The following is a 21,087-nucleotide window of genomic DNA, read 5'->3' on the forward strand; positions in this document are numbered from 1 at the left end:
AAAGTTAACCCGCTGCATGAATTTGGAGATGGTTTCTTCGCTGGATTGAACCACCAGGTGATAGTGGTCATCCATGATAGACCAGGAGAAGCATTTAAAGGCATACTTTTCCTTGGAGATAGAGATCTGTTTGAGCAGGAATTTTTTCATTTTCTCACTGGAGAATGCTTTGAGTTCAGGGATGCAGGCGGATCTGATTTGGTAGAAGGCGTTCGGGACGATCATTCTTGGTTTAGTCGCCATGAGTCCTCCTTAGCTTTACAGGTGCTTATCCGGATGATTATTCAAAGTGGAAAAAAGAGTAGCAAAAATCGGGGCTGTTTTAAATCACAGATTTATCTCTGGGGTAGCCTTACCCGGGGATAACTTGCTGCCTTAAGTCTTAGTCACTATTTCATCTCTGAGGTAAAAGTCTCTGAGGTAAAAGTTCACCCCCCTGAGCAAATTCACCTCCAAGATGACCTATTGCTTCAAGACACAATAATGTTTGTCAATCTTGTGGGCGCAATGAAAAACCCCGAAGTAATAAGCAACCCTGAACGCTAAATCACTGAATCACCTCAAAGGGAAAACACGCACATCAATTCTTTTCTCCAAAATCCACCACTTATTGTATATTATTACCAGATTTTTTCTCTCAGGAGTTCTTATGAAACCATCTCTCTTCTCCATCTTTGCTCTGATTCTGGGGGCCTGCCTTAATATCCATGCCCAACCCCTTTCTGCTGACTCCCTTACCCCAGGCGATACATCAGAGGCCATTCCAGAAAAAAGTGTTACCCTGATCATAAAAACTGAACCCGCAGGTGCTGCTGTATACCTTAACGATTCTCTCCGGGGGCTTAGTCCGATTACTGCTGAAGACCTGGATACTGGCAGACATCTCCTTATTCTTAAAAAAAGTGGATACTACCAAAAGAAAGTTGAATTCAGAATAGACACTATCGGGACCACTGAACTGAACATAGTTCTCCAGCAACCTGGTGGATTGTCCATAACAACTGAACCATCAGGGGCAACTTTGTTTATCGATGATAAACAGGTAGGAGTGGCTCCATATTCTGACTCCCGCTTAAGACCAGGAGAGCATCTGGTTAGGGCCATCTTGACTAATCATGAACCCTTCCAAACGAAGGTGAATATTAAAAGTGGGGTTGCTGATCAATTGAAGATCTCCCTTAAGCTTTCCAAAGCCTATACAGATTCTCTTGAAAACGCACGGATAGAGAGTCAGCGCAATCGAAGACGGTTCAGTTCCATTCTGGTAATAGGGGCTTTTGTGGTCTTTGGAATAATCCTTTTCGCAGTTGAAAAACAGACCAGTCAATGAAAAAACTTCTGCTGGTGTTAATAAGTGTTTGTGCGCTTCCCTCTCTTGCGCAGACTGTTACTGTTCCGGCTGGCACTTTTGTAATGGGTGATAAAAATGGTGAAAGTGATGAGCGCCTGGAGCATCCTGTTACCCTTTCTTCATTTAAGATTGATCGATTTGAGGTCACAGAGGCGCAATATGATTCCTGTGTAAAAGCGGGGCACTGCACTCCAGCTCATTATGATGATGGGAAGTGCCTTATCTGGAATGGGAAGGAGTTTCAGAAGACAAGAGTGCCTTCGCAATACCGTAATCCTGGATATCCGGTTCAGTGCGTGACCTGGTATCAGGCGCAGGCATATTGTCGATGGAAGAAGATGAAACTGCCGACAGAGGCTCAATGGGAGTATGCTGCTGGTTGTGGTACAAAGTCCATTTATTCATGGGGAAACAGTACTCCGGATAAAAATAAATGTGTTTTTGCTGGAAACGGGGGGCCCGGACAGACAGGCAGGTGTGCTGCTAACAAATGGGGACTCCATGATATGACAGGGAACGCCTGGGAGTGGACAGCAGATAATTATGAAAAGGATTACTATTCCTATTCTGAGGAAAATAATCCCTCAGGTCCCCCGACAAGCCTCTACAAGGTGATAAGGGGTGGAGGTTGGTACAGCGGACCCATGCAACTGCGAATCACAAACCGTCACTGGTTTTCTCCGGATTTTGCCGAAGCCAGTATCGGGTTCAGATGTGTGCAATGATCTTAATATGGCAACGGATGTGATTTAATCATTGAGTTAGCTCTGAAGCAAAACTCATTTTCTCACAAAAAAGGAAAACTAAAATGTGGAAATTATCTGTTGCCCTCTATTGCCTCTCATTTTCCCTTCTTCTGTTTTCCTTTCCTGTTTTCTCATCTGAATCTTATAACATTGACAAATATGGCCGGCGAATTCAATTGGACGGTTTTCTGCTTGAATGGAGTGCCGAAACATCTAAGAAATGGGGGGATTCCTGGCGGTGGGATGCTCTGAGGACTCCTGAAGGGCTGGCGGGATATCTGCGTTCAGAGGGAAAACTAAAATGTACTGAATGGAAATTCAGTTTTGAAACACAAAAGGGTAATACCATCCCTGTAAGTATTCCCGTTCCTCCGGTCGACTCTGATTATTACAAGGTGGACCGCAAAACTTTAGACAGTCTCCAAACGGTTTCAATTGAATGGGTTATCCCATGGAACCGGATGGACACAACCGGCGCCGGGAAATTTACGCTGCTTGTCAATGGAGTCAGTGCCTGCGGCGATACACTGAAAGAGATAATGCTTACGGGTTCTGAGGAGAATAAAACCGGTATTATTACCTTACCGGTTGTAGTCCAGGGTATACTTATTGTGATTCTGGCTGCAATTTACATTGTTATAAAAATCAGGATTCGGAATCAAACTGCTCGAAAGGGATCGCCTCGTCGATAAGCATTATTGGAATATCCTCCCGGATAGGGTAGAGGTATTTGCGATCCTCTCTGAGCAAACCGGCATCTATCGGTTCACTTATTATCTCTCCCGCACGGTTTTTCAATTCACCTGATTTAATTCTGGAATTGATTGCTTGGATTGTTTTGCCACTGATCAGGACGAGATCCTGTTTTGTTTCAGGACAACATAATATATCCAACAATTCTTTATCGACCATAAGCTCTCCTGTTTAGAATACATAGAAATCTACTTTATTTTTCGTGAATCTGCAATTATAATGGAAGAGGGATGGTTTGTGTCTTAAAGATATATCGTTTTCAACCTTACCTCTGAGCTGAAATTGTGACATAAACCATAGATTCATAAAATTACCTCCGGGGTGAAAAAGTGCCTTAAGGCGTTTTCCCAACCCGGGTTACCTGGTTTGATTTGGTTATAGAGGCGGCATTTATGCCGCCGATATTACGCCACGAATGTGGCGAATAACATCAAACATCACAAATACCACCGAAAAATCCAATTCACCTAAAGTCGCCATTTTCACCGCCCCATACTCTGCCATTTCTTATTTTTACCATTGATGTTTCTTCTGATCGATTGAACGGGACACAGTGAGTAGCCAAATAATCTCCGGATTTGCACAATATATCGGGAAGCTGCCATCAGCTTGGGTTTTTGCCCATTTCCTGAAGGGTTCAGACACATCCAGAAGAATCCTTTCATCGAGCAAAATCGCCCAGGCAGCGGCTGAATTTTCCAGACCGGAATCTCTCAGAGACAGGTACCTCGGATTGGACAACAATAACCAGCTCCGATGTGCTCTGGCTTACCTGACCGGGGATACGGGGCTTGTATTGGAACAGGAGCCATTTGCAGATCCTCTGGTCCTTTCATTTCTGGTTTATGCTGCTAAAAACCAGTCCGGGACTGTACGCATCTTCGGATTTGATGAATTTGAGCAATCTCTGAGACCTTATATGATCAGGACATTGCTTGACAATGCGGCAGAACCGGTTGAAAGCCAGCCTGTCACAACCTGGGTCTGGCGGATGCTCAATGATATCACTGTCATTGCCGGTCTGGGTTTCCAGGGGCAGTTGAAGAAAAAAAAGACGGGTGGGCTCACAAGGACAGCTTCATCTCAGATAAAAAAGTTGACCGATGCAGGCTCGCAGCTTAAATCTGAAAGCGGTGATAGTATCTCCAGGCTGGGAATTGCCTACTGCAGAAGCAGAAAAATTCTTTACGAAACAGAACAGGAATTCCTTTTTAATCAACCAGCCTTCCGGTCATGGCTCGCTGAGAGTCCGGATCAGCGGTACAAAGATCTGGTGGAGTTTACATTCAGGTACTCCGGCGGGTGGCGGCAGGAGATGCTCCATGAGTTGATTAACAACAGCAGTGATAAATGGATCAGGACTTCGGTTTTTCCGGAACAGGACAGGCAGCAGGCAATAAATACGCTGTTGGCACTGAGGTTTTCTGGTGTTCTTGAACTAAGGAAAAAAGGTACCGGTCTTGTTTTTGGTAAGCCCCGTTTCATTGGTCCGGGTGACATCTCCAAAACAGAAATTGTCATCCCTGCTGATTTCACTGTGATTATTCCTCAGGAGGCTGACAGCTCAGATCTCTTCAGTTTCATGCAGGCAGGTGAGCTTGGTACTCTGGACCGGGTCTACAAAGGCAGAATAGAGAAAACGGTCATCGCGGATTCTCTGAGCAGAGGGGTGACTGGAGAGAGCATCCTTCAGTGGCTTACAGGATGGAATGCTCCTGTAAATGTCATAGAGACAGTCCGGGAATGGTTGAGGGAGTTTTATCGTCTTTACATTACAGAAAGAGATCTGCTCGTTTCAGGTGAAAAGAAGATTACCGGGCAGATCGAATCCTATGAACCGCTTCGTTCTCTGCTTGAACCGTTATCTGCTGATGCAGTTTATCTGATAAAAAGAGGCAACGAAAACAGAGTCAGGGAGATTCTTGCGGGGCTGGGGTTTGACTATCGCATGCCTGGACAGGATCAGTTCCCTGCAGTACCGGAGGCTGCTCTTTCCTCCGATCAGTCTCCTGTTCAGGAATTCTACCCTCTTACCCAACCCGATTCAGAGAAGCCGGAACCATCAGTCCAGATGAGGAATACAAAGTATGGAAGAGAACTGAAGCAGCTTGAAACAAGTGAGATGCTGCATGTGGTCGATTATGCGATCCTTACGGGTCAGTTACTGGTATTCGAGTATGAGGGGAGTCCATACATAAAGAAAAATACCTATGTGGTCGATCCCATATCTTGTCAAAAGGGTGTTGAGCCCATTGTGGAGGGAGAAGTCTCTCCCGGCAGATCTAAGAAACAGTTTTACTTGAAAAGAATAAGCAGGATCGGAGTCCTTCCAAAATGAGCGCTAATTTTGTCCATCTTCACAATCATACAGAGTACAGCTTTCTCGACGGGGCTATAAAAATTAAAGACCTGGTCAAGAAGGCTAAAGAGTTCGGAATGCCCGCACTGGCTATTACTGATCATGGCGGAATGTTTGGTGCAATTGAATTCTACGAAGCCTGCATGTCTGACGGTATAAAGCCTGTACTGGGTTTCGAAGCCTATGTGGCAGCAGGTTCGAGACATGACAGAATGATAAGCAAAGATGAACGCTCATACCATCATCTGATTCTGTTGGCCAAAGATAATACCGGATGGAAAAACCTGATGCGTCTCAGCAGTATCGGGTATCTCGAAGGTTTTTATTACAAACCGAGAATTGACATGGAGGTACTCCGGGAATACAGCCAGGGAATAATCGCGACATCAGCGTGTATTGCAGGAGCTATCCCCAGGGCTATTCTTGATGGGGACAGGGAAAAAGCGGTTAAAATCGCTCAGGAATACCTGTCAATATTCGGAGAGGGCAATTTTTATTTCGAGCTGCAGAATCATAATATTGATGAGGAAATTGTGGCCTTTGACGAGATGATAAAACTGGGAAGAGAACTGGGGATTCCGTTTATCGTTGCCAATGATGCTCACTATTTGCGGAAAGAGGACGCACAGTCCCATGAGGTGCTCCTGTGTATACAGACAGGGACAACCATGAACGACCCGAATCGGTTCAGATTCTCATCTGACCAGCTCTACTTCAAATCTCCCCAGGAGATGGCTGCCCTGTTTCCCGATATCCCCGAAGCCATGAGCAATACACTCGAAATAGCTGAGAAGTGTAATGTGACTGTCAAGATCAAGCCGCAACTTCCGGTCCCCGATGTTCCCCAGGGCTTTGAAAATCCCGAGAGCTACCTCTCTTCGATTGCAAAAGCCGGCCTGAAAGAGAAATACGCGCATATTACTCCCGGACTTACGGAACGGCTCGAATACGAACTGAAAGTCATCTGTTCCATGGGATTTGCAGGATATTTCCTGATTGTCAGGGACTTTGTTGCTACCGCACAGAAAATGGGAGTGATGGTGGGTTGCAGAGGGTCGGCAGCAGGAAGCTTGGTGGCCTATGTAATCGGGATTACCAGTGTTGATCCCATTAAATTCGACCTGATCTTCGAGCGTTTCCTGAATCCCGAAAGAGTGTCGATGCCTGATGCGGATATAGATTTTGCTGACCGTGACCGGTACAAGGTGATCGACTATGTTATCGGGAAGTACGGACGGGATGCGGTGTGCCAGATAATAAATTTCGGGCGAATGAAAGCCAAAATGGTGATCAAGGATGTTGCCAGAGCCATGGGTGTGCCTGTTGCGGAAGCCAACCGGCTCTCCTCGATGGTAAATGAGAAGACACTTGACGAATCTATAAAGGCAAACGGTGAACTTGCAAGAACCATCGAGGGAAACACCGTATATCAGGAGCTTTTCCGTCACGCGGGAGTTCTCGAGGGACTAGCGAGACAGGCGGGAATGCATGCCGGAGGAGTGATTATCGCCCCGGGTGAGGTTGTAAACTGGGCTCCGCTTTTCAAGCAGCCTGGTGCCGATACTGTAATGACCCAGTTTGATATGAATTTCGTGGAAAAGGTCGGACTCATCAAGATGGATTTTCTGGGGCTTAGAACCCTCACTGTTCTTCAGGAAACCATCCGGCTGATCAGGAAATACCACGGAAAAGTCATTGACTTGTGGAAACTTCCCGATGGTGACCAGACAACATACGAATTATTCGGTAAAGGAGAGACAACAGGAGTTTTCCAGTTTGAATCGCAGGGAATGCAGGATTACTTAAGAAAGCTTAAGCCGACCTGTGTGGAAGACCTTATCGCCATGGCCGCTCTTTATCGTCCGGGACCGATGGCCAATATCGACACCTTTATCAGACGTAAACACGGCAAAGAGGAAATTGCTTACCTTCATCCTATGCTCAAGGAAATCCTGGAGGTTACCTATGGAGTAATCATCTACCAGGAGCAGGTGATGCGTATTGCACAGAAAATGGGCGGATTCTCTCTTGGTCAGGCTGATGTTCTGCGGAAAGCGATGGGGAAGAAAAAAGCCGATGTTATGGAGGAGATGGGGAGCAAGTTTGTTGAGGGAGCCAAAGCAAAGGGCATCGATGCAAAGGTGGCACGGGAAGTATTCGAGTTGATGGCCAAGTTTGCGGAGTATGGTTTCAATAAAGCTCATGCAACAGTATACGCTCATGTTTCCTATCAGGCTGCTTATCTCAAGGCTCATTATCCCCTGGAATATATGACCGCCAACCTGACATCATGGATAGGAAACCAGGAGAATTTCCTTATAATCAAAAACGAATCTGAACGGATGGGTGTCAGGATTCTGCCTCCTGATATCAACAGAAGCGAAGGTGAATGCAGTATCGATAATGGAAATATCAGACTTGGCATGGAGGCTATCAAGAATGTCGGTAAAGCTGCGGATTCGATTCTTGAAGCACGGAGAACAAAAGGAAAGTTTACTTCGATCTTTGACCTCTGCAAATCGGTTGATCTGCGGATTGTAAATAAGAAATGTCTTGAATCACTGGTCTGTGCAGGTGCGCTTGATTCACTCCCGGGTACCCGTGCACAGCTCTTTGCAGCTATCGATAAAGCTATAGAATATGGCGGGAGCTTTCAGAAAGACCGTATCTCCGGGCAGGAAAACCTTTTTGAGGAACTCTTCACTACTACAGAAAGCGAGCAGCAGGCTTCAATACCGGAGCCTCCCCTTCCCGATGTACAGCCCTGGCCCTACAACCAGCTTCTGCAGCGCGAAAAAGAAGTCCTCAATTTCTATATCAGCGGTCATCCTCTGGACAGATTTCAGGATGAAATAAAGGGCTTCTCATCCATATCTCTGAAGCAGGAAGTATTAGCAGAAGTCAAAGACGGGGCGACTGTGACTGTGGGTGGGATGATAACAAGCCTCAAAACACATATCCAGAGGGACGGCAGACCGATGGCATTTCTGGAGATGGAGGAATTTGACGGCTCGATTGAATTGCTTGTGTTCGGAGATGCTTATGAGAAATTCAAACACCTGCTTGCAGTAGACTCGATGGTACTTGTTCATGGGCAAGTAAGCAAGCGGGAAGGTGATGAGAAGCCTAAACTCAAGCTTGATAACTGCATTTCACTGTCTGAATCAAGAGAGAAGCTTGCTAAAAGCGTGCATATCCGGCTTAACACTGCAGGGCTGGAAAAAGAATTTCTCCAGGAAATACATCAGCAGTGCAGCACTAACAAAGGAGAATGCTCATTGATAATACATATATTGACCGCAGATGGTAACGAGTACAAAATCCGCTCACGGAATACGAAACTGTCATCCGATCCTGAGGTGCTCAAGATGCTGCGAATGAAAATTGGAAAGGATAATGTATGGCTGGGAAAAACAGCGGCTTGAAAGAGAAACTTGACACTTTGCGTGTTCCGGTATTTATCCTGTGGATAGTTTTCAGCACGGTTTTATATGGTGTAATATGTATCATGTTAAGACCCTTTTCCATAAAGGCAGCCAGATTTGTTGCCCGTTTGTGGAATCTGCATCTGCTTGCGATAGGGGGGGTGAGAGTGAAAGTCTCCGGGGCTGAAAAGCTGGACAGATCAAAAAGGTATGTTTTTATTTCAAACCACCAGAGCGCTCTTGATATTCCGGTAATATTCGCCGGCTTGACCCATCCCATCAGCTTTATCGCTAAAAAAGAACTCTTCATGATTCCGTTCTTTGGATGGGGTATAGCAGCTCTGGGTCATATCTGGATTGATCGCAGTAATGCCCGGAAAGCAAAAGCCTCTATCGACAGGGCAGTAAGACATCTTCAGAAAGGAAACATCTCTCTGATTCTCTTTCCGGAAGGGACCCGGAGCGAGGATGGAAAAGTGGGGGGATTTAAACAGGCCAGTTTTACTCTGGCGATTCAGGCAGGTGTTCAGGTCGTCCCGGTGGCAATCAGAAATGCATGCAGTCTGCTGCCGAAAAAATCAGCGAAGATCAGGACCGGTACTGTATATCTGGATATTCTGCAGCCATTGGATGTAACCAAAGAGACTACAAAAACTGAACTGTGCGGCCGGGTTTATGAAATGATTAAAGAACAGGTCGAAGGGAATTTGAACGAATTCTCTGTTGTGGCATAAAGAGTATACAAAAGAAAAGGGGACTCTTTTAAGTCCCCTGTTTCCTTCAGGCTTTCCGCCTGAAACCCCATCATCATCACACACATCTGCCATTCTCATGGCATAACACCTGTCTTTTAACTACAGCAACCATCATGCCATTTACTAAAAAGCCCTAAATATCACATTCTAAGGGGAATGGGCTATAAAGGCTGGTTTATTAGGCTGGGTACAACTTGCTATTTTAGGGCAATATTACCGAAAAAGGTATTTAAGCCAAGGCCTGTAATGGATAATTTTTCATTTCACGTCCAGCATTTCCCAGCCAAGTTTTCTTGCGTAGATGCGTAGTTTTGCGTCTGGATTTACCGCTACAGGTCTCTCTACTGCATTCATGACATACCTGTCGGAAAAGACATTGGCATAGAGCGATGTTCTGTCCCGGTCAAAATGAAAGTTGTTCTTTAAATCACGTAGCACTTCCAGCTTACCGATTCCATAAGGAAGAATTCCTGTGATTCTACCGGTATATTTTCCATCCACAATTTCAAGAGTAGCTGCTCTGTACCCATCAAAACCCAGGACCCGTACAAAGCACTCTGCAATAAGATCCAGTGTCCCGGTCAGAAGAAGCAGTTTATCTCCGCAATTCCGGTGATCCTCAATTATCTCTACCATCCTGGGAAAAACAATCCTACTAATTTGAGGTTCAAAATATCTTCGTGCGGTATTTTGAAGATCCCTGACTCTTTTGTTGCGCAAATATCTCTTGTTGGCCTTTGTCATTTCATGGAGATTTCCTCTGGCGGTCCAGATCGCCGGGATCATCTGCAGCAGGTTAAATATGCTGAGATTCCCTTTCTTAAACAGATGGAAAAAGAATGCTATCTCCGCACTGGTATGTGGGATCAGGGTACCATCCAGGTCAAATATTGCGGCTGAATTCAGATCTGCCATTTAAAATAGACCTTGTTTCAGTTCAGCAAACCACTTTCAGTACAGAATGCTCAACAGTAATCTTTACAGGAGTTCTCCCGTAATACTCACCATCAAGGTGAATAAAATGCCGACCATGCTTTTCAATGTTAATTTCTTTACCCTGATAATACTCCACATCGGGAAGATCTGTCAGATTCCCTTTTCGTAAACTCCAGAGATACCTGATCATGTGAAAAATATTCCTGCTCTTCATGATTACCACATCGAGCTTGCCGTCGTCAATCTCTGCCTGGGGAGAAATTATAAGATTGTTGCTGTAGAATCTGCCGTTACCGATTATTACAATGTAGCCCGAGTGCTTTACAGGTTGAGAGTCAATAGAAAGGTGAATCGTGTGAAATCTGTATCTTATCAGATTTATAAGTCCATTCAAAATGTATGCACCTGCACCTGCTATCTTCTTCAGTCTGGAATCGGCAGTAGCAATCACATAGGCATCAAATCCAATTCCGGCAAGGCAGGAAAAATACTGGGTCTCTGCTTTTCCCAGGTCTATTTTCCTTACTCTGCCTTTTGCAATCAATTCACAGGCTGATCTCAGGTCCAAGGGCAGATTGAGTTGAATTGCGAAAACATTTACCGTACCCAGAGGAATTGCCCCGAAAACGGTTTCTGATCCAGCAAGTCCGTTTATAACAGCGTTTATGGTGCCGTCACCACCGGCTGCGATTACCAGATCATACCCGGAAATACTGCACTGACGGGCAATCCGGAGGGCATCTCCTGCACTGGCACTTTGAGATATCTCTGCTTTAATTCCGTATTCCTCAAGGTACTGCTTTATTTTTTTCTTGTACTGTTCCGATGATTTTAGAATGTCAATTGGACGTATAGGTATGCCAGGAATTCTCTTTATGAAAGAGCTTATTCCTGCATTTTTCCCGGCATAGGGATTAAATATCACCATCACCCTGGAAAAAGTATGATAGAACGGGGCAGAAAGCCTTTTTTGCGCCTCTGCAATTTCCTCATTTCTGCTTGTTCGCAACATATCTATCACCCATTCCAGGCAAGCTTGCCGTGAACAGTGAGCAGAGATGAAAGTAGATTTCTGGCCTCAGCGACAAGCCCGGTTTTTTATTCACGGTTACTACTGTATGAAACCTCCTCATTTCCTCCTATCCTTATCCCATCCGTATTTTTCCCAAAGAGAGGAGAGATACTTCTTCATATCGATCCCATCTCCCAGAACAGGTTTCCACAGGTCACCATATTTTGCCAGCCTGTGCATGACCTCCTCCCTTGTAAACTGCTGAGGATTCAGTCCGGCCTTTACCTCTTCCCAGTTTAACGGTGTTGAGACAGGTGCACCTGGTCTGGGGCGTAAAGAATACACCGAAGCCATCGTTTTGCCTTTTATATTCTGGAGAAAATCCAGATAGACTTTCCTCCTGCGCCTTTCCGGAGGTCGCTCCATGCTGGTAATCGAGGGTTCCATACCATTTACAATGGTACAGATAAGAGCCGAAAACTCACGAGCCTGACTGTAACTGTACAAAGCCCCCAGAGGAACAAATATATGCATCCCTGTTGAACCTGAGGTCTTTACATAATGGGGCATTTCTACACTTTGAAGAACTCTATGGACAACAAGTGCTGTTTCGATGACATCTTCGAAAGGACAATCAAGCGGATCAAGATCAATGACCATGTAATCAGGTCTGTCAAGTCTGCCGACCCTGGAAATCCAGGGATTTATCTCGATTGCGCCCAGATTGACCATGTACACCAGGGACGCCTCATCCTGGCAAAGAAGATACCGTACCCGCCCCTCAGGAATATCTGATTCCACGTATTCTGTTTTAATCCACTCAGGAACATCGCTCATATCCTTATGAAAAAAACTCTTTCCATTTATTCCATCCGGGAACCTGTGCAGGGACTCAGGCCGGTCAATGAGGTGGGGGAGAATAAAAGGAGCCACTTGCCTGTAGTAATCGATAGTGTCGCCTTTTGTGATTCCCTCTCCAGGCCAGTAATACTTGTTTAAATTTGTTAACTTGAGGGTTTTTCCGCTTACCTCCAGAAACTTATCACTGCTTTCGGGAACAGCATATCTTCCAATACCAGCTTTGCTTACTGGTATCTCTCTGCGAATCTGTCTTGCATCGACATCTTCCCTGAATCCCAGAAAAACCGGCTGACGCATCAGTCCTTCCGGTGTCCATTCAGAGAATTTTACTTCACACACAAAAACAGGATCCACCCAGGTAATATTGGTGTCGCTTTTCAGTGACTTTCTGAAAGGGGAGTCTTCTCTGATGAATCTGATTAGCTTCTCTCTTACCAGTGGCAGTTCATCATCTGTAAATCCACTACCCACACTTCCGGCATACACAAGTTCATCATCTTCATAGACTCCGCCCAGAAGCGCTCCTATTCCTGTCCGGCCGCCTCTGGGCTCGGTAAAACCTCCAATAACAATCTCCTGACTGAGAGTGGCTTTTATCTTCTGCCAATGCCAGGTGCGTGTTCCACCCATGTAACTGCTGCTTCCCTCCTTTGCCATTATTCCTTCCAGCCGGTTCTGCTTTGCAAGCTCGAAAAATGCCTTTCCGTTTTCATGAATATGATCGCTGTAACGGATACGGGGAAGAGCAGGAATAATAGTTTTCAGGATGCTCTTTCTTCTAAGTAAAGGCAGGCTGCGCAAATCGTAGCCTTCCAGGTATAAAAGATCGAAAATGTAGTAGGCGAGATCTCCGCTTCCTGTGCGGCGGTAATCCTGCAGGAGGTGAAAGTCAGAACGGCCTTCACTGTCTAACACCACAATCTCACCATCAAAAATCACCTGAAAAGATATCTTCTCAAGATCTCTTGCCAGTGGAGGATAGTCATTTAGAAAACTCTTTCCCTTGCGGGAATAGAGCTTTACTTTTCCATTCATCACCTCGGCTATCGCCCGGTAACCATCCCATTTTATCTCAAAGACCCATCCCTGACGGTCAAATGGTTCCCCAACCAGTTGAGAGAGCATGGGCTGGATTGGACCAGGGGGAGGGGGGGCCTTCTGTGATCCGGAAAGATCTATCTTCGATAAATCAATTGTAAAATTCTCATCCAGATAATCCTGACTGCGTATCTGTTCAAGTGTACGTCCACTCCGTGCGGAAAGTCCCTCATCCGGAATCTCTCTTTCAGTTGCAAACTGGTCATCTTTTTTTATCAGCAGCCAACTATTCTCCTGTGTACCTCTCTTCAGTCTGACCAGGTGAAAGGCCCCTTTGAGTTTCTTACCATCAAGAGTGAAATAAACATTGCCCCGGTCAAGCCCTTTTCTGATCTCTTCCTCTGTTCTTTTCTGTCCATCTGTCCCCGGAACTGAATATGTGCCCTCATCCCAGATCATCACTGTCCCGGCCCCGTAGTTTCCTTCCGGAATAGTGCCTTCGAAATCGCGATACTCCAGCGGATGATCTTCTACCATCACGGCAAGTCTTTTTCTGGATGGATCGAGTGAGGGACCCTTTGGAATAGCCCAGCTCTTTAATACTCCATCGAGCTCGAGTCTGAGATCATAGTGAAGATGGGAGGCTTTGTGTTTATGTACAACAAAACATAATGCACTGCTCTCTTTTTCCTCTCTCTCACCTGCAGGTTCAGGTGTGAGAGAAAAATCACGCTTCTTCCGGTATTTATCGAGTGACATCGGAATTGATTCTAAGCGGCTTTTTTATGCTTGGTCATTTCAAGACTCTGGCTCAGCCTTGAGAAGAGATCTGTAACTGCCTGAGGTACTTCCTCTGGCTTCACCGGCTCAGGAACTCTTCCTTCAACTTTCTGCTTGATAATCTCCTTCAGGTCTTCAAAATAGGTGTCATGATACTGTTCAGGTTTCCACTCCTCGCTTAATTGCTCTATGAGCTTTTTTGCCAGATCAAGCTCACGCTGCGAAACCTCTTCAGTTCCTTTTGCGGGAATGTCAAGTTCAGAGGAACTGCGTAATTCATCCGCAAAACGCATTTGGTTGAGTACCACTACCGACTCTTCCGCTTTTATCAATGCCAGGTGTTCCCTGGTGCGCATCACAAATCTTGCCACCCCTGCCTTCCCGCTCTCTTTCATGGCTTCTCGAAGAAGAACATAGGCTTTTTTTGCCCCCTTTACCGGTTCAAGATAGTATGGCTTTTCAAGAAACTTCTGATCGACATCTGATGCATTTACAAAAGCTACTATATCTATAGTCTGACTCTTATGCACATTCGCCCTCTTGAAATCCTCATCCTCCAGCACTACATAACTTCCTTTACGGTACTGGTAACCTTTTACTATCTGGTCAAAAGGTACCTCCTCACCTGTTTCTCTGCAGACCCTGGCATAGCGGATACGACAGTGATCAGACCTCCTCAGCATGTCAAAATCGATCTGGTGGCTCTTTGTTGCATTGTAAACTTTTACAGGTATATAGATTAAACCGAAACTTAATGCTCCTGACCAGATGGAACGCATTTGATGCCTCCTGGTTTCTTACATGAAACTGAACCCGGCTTCCTGAAGGAGTGTTGGCTAAATATTAAACAGCAAAAAACATGTCGAAACACATTTTTGCGTTTCAGAGGAGCAAAACTCGAGGGAATTCTAAGTCTGCTCAGGCAGTTTGAGTCTTTACGCCGCCAAAAAGTGATGCAATCTGTGATGCAAAGGAGGAAAGTGATGGATCCCGTGCGCCCATAAGTAAAATACAGTCACCCGAAACTACACTCCTCTTGAGCTTCTCAAGGAGTTCTTCACGGCTCTCAGGTGCACTTGCTTCAAACGCAACACTCCCCAGTGCATCGATAATATCCGATGAGGAGATATCCTTCTGGGCTGTGCCGCCTGCATAGTATATTGGAAGTAAATCCAAAGTGTCATCCGGTCTGATCTGGGTACGAAATACCTCTACGTATTCATCTTTCAGGAATCGTGTAGGACCGAAACCATGTGGCTGATAAATGATAAATAGTCTCTGCGAGATTCCTCTGGATGCTTTCACTGCTGCTTTTATTTTCTCTGGATTGTGAGCGAAATCATCCACAACAGTAACACCTCCGGCTGTATGAAGTACCGAAAATCTTCGCGCTACACCTTTGTATGATGAAACAGCTTCGCTTAGTGCGCTCTCATCACATCCAAGATAACGGCATACACTAAGTGCTGCAGTACAGTTTGACAGATTGTGTTCACCTGGGATGGGAAGACAAAAGCGGGTAGACCCAAGGACCATCGATGAACTGCATGGGGAAAGCTCAATATCACTGGCGGAAAAATCTGCCTCTTTGTGAATTGAGAATCTTAGGTCAGCTCTTAACTCTCCCAGTCCTGTATCATCGGCATTTATTACTGATATTTGCGAACGGGAAACAAGCTCCGAGAACATTTTAAGAATTTCAGGAATCGGTTTGTGATCTTTTGAGATATTAAGAAACACACTGATATAGGGAGAGTATTTCACAAGACTTCCATCACTCTCATCAGCTTCCACTACAAGAAGATCTGATTTCCCATAATATGCGTTCCCTGTGAAACCATCGCTCTGAAGACGTAGAAGATTTGCTCCACTTATAAGAGATGGTGATTTCCCGCAGTGGGAAAGAAATTCGAAGATCATGGCTGTGACTGTAGATTTTCCGCTTGTCCCTGCTACTGCTATTGTCTTTCGGGTACTGATTATTGCGGAAAGGAGATCAGAACGATGGATGACAGGAATGTTTAATTTGCGGGCTGCAGCAATATCCGGATTTGAATCCTCGATGGCTGTAGAAACACAGACCGCATCAGTTGATCCGTTTACTCCTGAACCATCCTGAGGAAAGAGAATACACCCGGCATCCTGAAGTCCTTTTTTTATTACGACAGTATCTTTGCTCTCTAACATCCTGTCCGAGCCGCTTACCGAAAGGCCCATCCATCTTGAGAACTGTGCAAGTGCGCTCATTCCGCTGCCAAGAATACCGGTGAAATGAATGCTGTTGCAGGGAGTTTTATTAATCAATAACGACAATCGTTTCCTCCTGTATCGAGTCATACAGCTCTATTATGTCTCTGTTACGCATACATACACATCCATGAGATATCGGTGTTCCGATCAGTTCCTCATGGTTGGTGCCATGAATATAGATATATCTTTCCCATGAATCGATTCCCGGTCCGCTGTTTATACCCGGTTCAAGGCCCCGCAGACGAAGTATACGGGTGAGAATCATGTTTTCTCCTCCCATCGATTCCTGCCAGTCTATACCGGTATCGAGACGGTCACGGAAGATTCTTCCGGACGGAGCACCATCTCCAATCTTCTCTCCGATGCAGTGGATGCCAGTCGGGGTTTGAGATGATCCCTCTTTGTTACCAATGCCTCTGCTCGATGTGGAAACAGGGAAACTCAGGATAGTTTTCCTTCCATTTATCAGATGCATCTTTTGTTCCGTGGTGTCAACCACTATGAATTTCTGAGGAACTGAACCGATTGCCCTTATTAGATTCTCACGGATGGAACGGAATTTTCTGCGATCCATTTCTATACCCTTGTAGACGTTCTTTTACAAAAATAATATAATGATTTTGATAATAGCAGTATTCAGGATTATCCTCTATTAAATGCAAAGAAAGGCGGAAGAAATGGAAAACGCTCTCTTAAATCAAGCAAACACCGAAGATACCTGGAGAATTTTCAGAATAATGGCGGAATTTGTGGAGGGATTTGAAACCCTCTCAAGTGTGGGACCCTGTGTTACTATATTCGGTTCTGCCCGCACTCCTGTGGAGCACGAGTTTTACAGGATGACTGTTGAGACAGCCAGACTTGCCGCCAGAAACGGATATGGTGTCATCACTGGCGGCGGTCCTGGAATCATGGAAGCAGCCAATAAAGGTGCTTCCATGGAGAATGGCATATCTATAGGGCTTAACATCCAGCTCCCCTTCGAGCAGATACCAAACCCGCATATTAAAACGATGCTTAACTTTAAACACTTCTTCTGTCGCAAAGTAATGTTCCTCAAATACACATCGGCAGTTATTATCATGCCCGGAGGTTATGGCACGATGGATGAAATGTTTGAGGTGTTGACACTTGTGCAAACACAGAAAGTTGTGACACTCCCGCTTGTGCTCATGGGTAAGGTTTACTGGGAGGGACTTGTCAATTGGCTGAGAGATACGATGCTTAAATACGGGTATATTGTTGAAACTGACCTCTCTTTGATCAAAGTGACTGATGATCCTGATGAGGCTATCGATTTCATTCTTAAAAGTGAATCAAAGAGAAAAGTGACAGCAAACTTTGTGTGAAAAAAATTACTTTTTCTAAAAAAATATTGACACGGTTTTTTTTTAGCTTATTATTATATCAAGATCAGTAAACAAAAGTGAAGAATTAGACATGAAAAGAAATGAACAAATGATAAAGGGGAGTGAACAAGGCGCAGACCGGATAGTAAATCATCAGGTCTGCATTCTTTTTTACACATAATATTTCCTTCAGAAGGAGGTAGTGAAGTGGTAGTTAAAAAAGCAGCCGCAAAGAAGAAAGCCCCTGCAAAGAAGACCGCGAAGAAAGCGGTAAAGAAAGCTCCGGCTAAGAAAGCGGTGAAGAAAGTTGCAAAAAAAGCTCCCGCGAAGAAAGCTGTAAAGAAAGCTCCAGTGAAGAAAGTTGCAAAAAAAGCTCCAGCGAAGAAAGCTGTAAAGAAAGCTCCGGCAAAGAAAGTTGCAAAAAAAGCGCCGGCAAAGAAGAAAAGGTAAGTTACCGAATTCAAGGGCGGAAAAGAAAAACTTCCGCCCTTGCTTTATTATCTCCACATTTTCTGAATTTCCTCAGTATTTTTTATTGCTTATCTTTTTTGCATCTTCTATTTTTAACTTCCAACAAGGATAAAAATTCTTTCCTCAACATTTGACTTCATGATTGAATTTTCTAAGCAGATTTCTGATAAGTGGAACATAACAACAGCTCTTTCAGAGCTGATCTGTGAGGCATTTGAAAAAGGTGATACTCCATATTACCTCTCAGAGTACAAACCTGAAATTGCCATTGAACTTCCAATTTCCACTCTATGGGAAATTTATGATTTCCTGCAGGGAATAGAGGAACTCTCTACCAAGAAGAAAAGACTTCTTTCTGCTTTGAAAAAAGCTGATAAATTGACTCCGGCTGTGGAGAGACGGGTTAATCTGACCACCAGTTCTTTTGATCTTGATGACCTGATGATTTCACTCAGGCCTAATCCAAGAAGCAAAGGGCAACTTGCCTCCAAAAAAGGACTGGATAGTCTGGCTGATATCATTCAGAAACAAGAGGAGGAAACTGCTCCTGTTGAAGAACTCGCCTCATCTTATATCGGAAAAGATCCTTCACTTAAAACTGCTGAAGATGTTATACAGGGAGTGAAGGATATTCTTGCTGAAAGATTCGCATACGATGAAACTGTAAGGGCCATGGCCAGAGAGTTTGCCTATGACGATGGTTTTATAGAGATAATTCCGAAAAATAAAAAGGATCCCTCATATTCACGCTACATCAATAAAATCATTCCAGTTCAGGAACTGACCAAAGAAGAAATTCTGAAATTCAGTATCGAAGAAGGTCAGAAACTTGTCCGGATGAAACTTGGTGTTCAGCTCTTTAGAATTACCGAACTTCTGCGCCATCATTTCATTCTGAATCCTGACTTCACCGGATTTGATCTTATTTGTGAAGCTATAGATGACAGTTGGATGAGACTGCTTCAGCCGATAGTTGAACGTGATGTCAAACAGCGGCTCAGAGAAGACGCAGAAGAGTGGGCCTGCAAAGTAGTAAGCAGCGAGCTGGAAAAACAGTATGTCTCTGAAAAAGAAAAAGGTCCATTGCTGATTTCCAGCGCCACAGATAAAAGTCTTCTGTTTCTGGCTGTGAATGGACAGGGTGGTCTTCTGGGCACAACTACAGAACGCAAACCTCTCCCTGGAAAGAATATCTCTACGGAAAGATTGCGTCAGTTCTTCTCCAGACATAAACCATCTGTAATTATTATCCCTGAAGGAACCGACGTAGAAAACATTAAAGCGGTTCTTACTCAGGCTGTTTCAGGAATGGAACCAGCTCCGGAGATCTCTACTTTTACTGCAGATACATCAGCATCTGATATCTCGCAATCCCAGTGGATGCAGAAGGGGTTCTCAACTCTTTTTACTGAAGATGCTCAACGTAAATTATATGGAACTGCTATCCAGTATTTGAAACCAATATCATTGATTCCAGAGATCGGTACTGGTTTTTTTCAGGTCCATCATTTGCAAAATTTGATTCCGGAACAGAAATTCATCCGGATTGTCAACAGAATATCAACCAGTGCCGCTCTTAAAGAGGGTATCTCTATAAAGGAAATTACCGATTCCCAGATCAAAGCACTGGATATCTTGAATGATAAAATCATTGCTGCAATCAGGACTGCTGATGCTCAGCGACAGATTCTCAGAAAAAATGATCTGCTGAAGGTTCAGGGCATTTCTGAAGTAATATTCAGGAATATCGCAGGTTTCATAATCATTCCTGGATCAGATGAGGTTCTTGATAAAACTCTTGTTCATCCAGACTTCTTTCCCTGGTTCTCAGATATCTGTGATCAGCTCAATGCCTCCATAGAAACATTAGTAAATGATCCTGCTGCACTAAGAGGATACAGCACAGAAGATTTCACTAAAAAAATCTATATAGAAAAGAAACTTATCGATCACCTCAGTGTCGGCAAACGATTTATATCAGGAGTTTCCCACAGAGTTAAACGCAACCTGAAACTGACAGAAGTTACTGAGGGAGCGATTGTTTCCGGAAAAGTCACCAATATCACCCCATTTGGTGTCTTTGTAAATATCAATGCGGTATGTGACGGCCTTATTCACATTTCGCAGCTTGCAGATGAGTATGTGGAAAGCCCTGAACAGGTTGTTTCGGTGGGGGACAGGGTTGATGTAAAGATTCTTAAAGTAGACGTGAAGAAACGCCGCATCTCTCTCTCCATGAAAAATTTGGGAGCAAAAGGTCCCAAGGTCAAACCCTCAAAAGGACAGCTTGATAATCTGGCTGAGCATTTCAAGAATCGCTGAGCGCTTCTTTCTCAAGTAGAAAACAGAGATGATTGTGAACTGCCCGTACCAGCAGTACGCGCGCACATGTCAGTTCTTCAGAATCAGAAAACACAGGATGTTTCAAATAGAAGTCATTGAAAGCCACCATAAGGCACTTCCGGAAAAAATTCGCCGGTTTCCCTCCCGTGAATGCGTCACTTCCTGATAAGGCAATTATCTTTTCAAGAAGTTTTTCCTCTTTTGTATTAAGGAGATCAAGTCTGGTTGCAGCCATTTTATCTGAGCTTTGAAAGTGCCCGGAGGCCTTCAGCAAAGATACAGTCCTTTCAAGCATTTTGTTGTTTGTACGAAAAGATGGAAGTGGCTTGCCGGTCTCCAGCAGAATCAGATGAAGGTATTCCTTGCTGATACGAAAGTTTAGAAATCCCCTCTTAATTGTCCAGATTAGCATTGGGTCGGGAACCACAAAGGAGTCAGCCCAATTAAAAACCGACATGATCCGTTCGGCTGCAGATTCCGCGGAAATTCCAGCCAACGATGAAATGCGAAGCGGGGCTGGATTGGAAAGATCACATTCCGGCTCTCTGCACAGGTAAAATGAATCGGGTGCAATTGTAAAATTCAGGGGCGGGAATACTGTATCGATTGCTGCTTGAAGACTGCTCCGCAGGTAGCTGCGCAGAGATAAGTTTGTCAT

The 21,087-nt window shown here is 44.7% G+C and carries 18 protein-coding genes; 9 read left to right on the forward strand and 9 right to left on the reverse strand.

The features are described 5' to 3' along the window. Positions 1–243, reverse strand: a 243-nt coding sequence (locus GX089_03280; GenBank protein ID NLP01491.1) for a hypothetical protein, incomplete at its 3' end; no start/stop codon positions are given. Positions 244–649: 406 nt separating this feature from the next. Between GX089_03280 and GX089_03285 the strand changes: the two genes are divergently transcribed. From GX089_03285 to GX089_03295, 3 genes are all read left to right on the forward strand, one after another. After that, on the forward strand, positions 650–1,330 hold the full coding sequence (locus GX089_03285) for a PEGA domain-containing protein (protein NLP01492.1): 681 nt from the start codon (positions 650–652) through the stop codon (positions 1,328–1,330). Beyond that, a complete protein-coding gene (locus GX089_03290) occupies positions 1,327–2,076 on the forward strand; it encodes a formylglycine-generating enzyme family protein (GenBank protein NLP01493.1) in 750 nt (249 codons plus the stop codon). The genes GX089_03285 and GX089_03290 overlap by 4 nt, the downstream gene beginning before the upstream one ends. 83 nt (positions 2,077–2,159) lie before the next feature. Continuing rightward, positions 2,160–2,789 carry a hypothetical protein gene (locus GX089_03295; GenBank protein ID NLP01494.1) on the forward strand — a complete coding sequence of 210 codons (630 nt, stop codon included), beginning with the start codon at positions 2,160–2,162 and terminating at the stop codon, positions 2,787–2,789. Here the strand turns inward: GX089_03295 and GX089_03300 are convergent. Next, positions 2,743–3,009, reverse strand: coding sequence for a hypothetical protein (locus tag GX089_03300; GenBank protein ID NLP01495.1), 267 nt, complete (start codon positions 3,007–3,009; stop codon positions 2,743–2,745). The two genes, GX089_03295 and GX089_03300, sit on opposite strands and share 47 nt — an antisense overlap. A 394-nt stretch (positions 3,010–3,403) precedes the next feature. Here GX089_03300 and GX089_03305 point away from each other — a divergent pair, with 394 nt between their 5' ends. From GX089_03305 to GX089_03315, 3 genes are read left to right on the forward strand one after another with little or no spacing between them, the layout of a single operon-like run. Next, entirely contained in the window at positions 3,404–5,188 is a 1,785-nt protein-coding gene (locus GX089_03305; protein NLP01496.1) for a hypothetical protein, read from the forward strand. Beyond that, complete coding sequence (locus GX089_03310; protein ID NLP01497.1) at positions 5,185–8,634, forward strand: DNA polymerase III subunit alpha; 3,450 nt, start codon at positions 5,185–5,187, stop codon at positions 8,632–8,634. Before GX089_03305 ends, GX089_03310 begins: the two co-directional genes overlap by 4 nt. Next, on the forward strand, positions 8,610–9,368 hold the full coding sequence (locus GX089_03315; protein NLP01498.1) for a 1-acyl-sn-glycerol-3-phosphate acyltransferase: 759 nt from the start codon (positions 8,610–8,612) through the stop codon (positions 9,366–9,368). The genes GX089_03310 and GX089_03315 overlap by 25 nt, the downstream gene beginning before the upstream one ends. 279 nt (positions 9,369–9,647) lie before the next feature. Here GX089_03315 and GX089_03320 read toward each other — a convergent pair whose 3' ends face one another. The 6 genes from GX089_03320 to GX089_03345 form a co-directional block, all read right to left on the reverse strand. Beyond that, positions 9,648–10,304: an HAD-IB family hydrolase gene (locus tag GX089_03320; GenBank protein ID NLP01499.1), complete on the reverse strand. Its 657-nt coding sequence runs from the start codon at positions 10,302–10,304 to the stop codon at positions 9,648–9,650. 22 nt (positions 10,305–10,326) lie between these two features. Beyond that, positions 10,327–11,337, reverse strand: coding sequence for a diacylglycerol kinase family lipid kinase (locus GX089_03325; protein ID NLP01500.1), 1,011 nt, complete (start codon positions 11,335–11,337; stop codon positions 10,327–10,329). Between the two features lie 117 nt (positions 11,338–11,454). Beyond that, positions 11,455–13,995: a DNA ligase D gene (gene ligD / locus GX089_03330; protein ID NLP01501.1), complete on the reverse strand. Its 2,541-nt coding sequence runs from the start codon at positions 13,993–13,995 to the stop codon at positions 11,455–11,457. A gap of 11 nt (positions 13,996–14,006) precedes the next feature. Beyond that, positions 14,007–14,795 (reverse strand): Ku protein, encoded by a 789-nt coding sequence (locus GX089_03335; protein NLP01502.1) that lies wholly within the window; start codon positions 14,793–14,795, stop codon positions 14,007–14,009. A gap of 139 nt (positions 14,796–14,934) precedes the next feature. After that, positions 14,935–16,329: a hypothetical protein gene (locus tag GX089_03340; protein NLP01503.1), complete on the reverse strand. Its 1,395-nt coding sequence runs from the start codon at positions 16,327–16,329 to the stop codon at positions 14,935–14,937. Further along, a complete protein-coding gene (locus GX089_03345; protein NLP01504.1) occupies positions 16,313–16,840 on the reverse strand; it encodes a L,D-transpeptidase in 528 nt (175 codons plus the stop codon). Before GX089_03345 ends, GX089_03340 begins: the two co-directional genes overlap by 17 nt. Before the next feature lie 82 nt (positions 16,841–16,922). Between GX089_03345 and GX089_03350 the strand changes: the two genes are divergently transcribed. The 3 genes from GX089_03350 to GX089_03360 all read left to right on the forward strand — a co-directional run bounded on the left by GX089_03350 (position 16,923) and on the right by GX089_03360 (position 20,408). After that, positions 16,923–17,615 (forward strand): TIGR00730 family Rossman fold protein, encoded by a 693-nt coding sequence (locus GX089_03350; protein NLP01505.1) that lies wholly within the window; start codon positions 16,923–16,925, stop codon positions 17,613–17,615. Positions 17,616–17,822: 207 nt separating this feature from the next. Next, positions 17,823–18,065 carry a hypothetical protein gene (locus GX089_03355; protein ID NLP01506.1) on the forward strand — a complete coding sequence of 81 codons (243 nt, stop codon included), beginning with the start codon at positions 17,823–17,825 and terminating at the stop codon, positions 18,063–18,065. Between the two features lie 159 nt (positions 18,066–18,224). Then, a complete protein-coding gene (locus GX089_03360) occupies positions 18,225–20,408 on the forward strand; it encodes a S1 RNA-binding domain-containing protein (protein NLP01507.1) in 2,184 nt (727 codons plus the stop codon). Here the strand turns inward: GX089_03360 and GX089_03365 are convergent. Further along, positions 20,395–21,087: a hypothetical protein gene (locus tag GX089_03365; GenBank protein ID NLP01508.1), complete on the reverse strand. Its 693-nt coding sequence runs from the start codon at positions 21,085–21,087 to the stop codon at positions 20,395–20,397. The two genes, GX089_03360 and GX089_03365, sit on opposite strands and share 14 nt — an antisense overlap.

Origin of the sequence: Fibrobacter sp. (assembly GCA_012523595.1) — a bacterium.
Taxonomy (GTDB): Bacteria; Fibrobacterota; Chitinivibrionia; order Chitinivibrionales; family Chitinispirillaceae; genus JAAYIG01.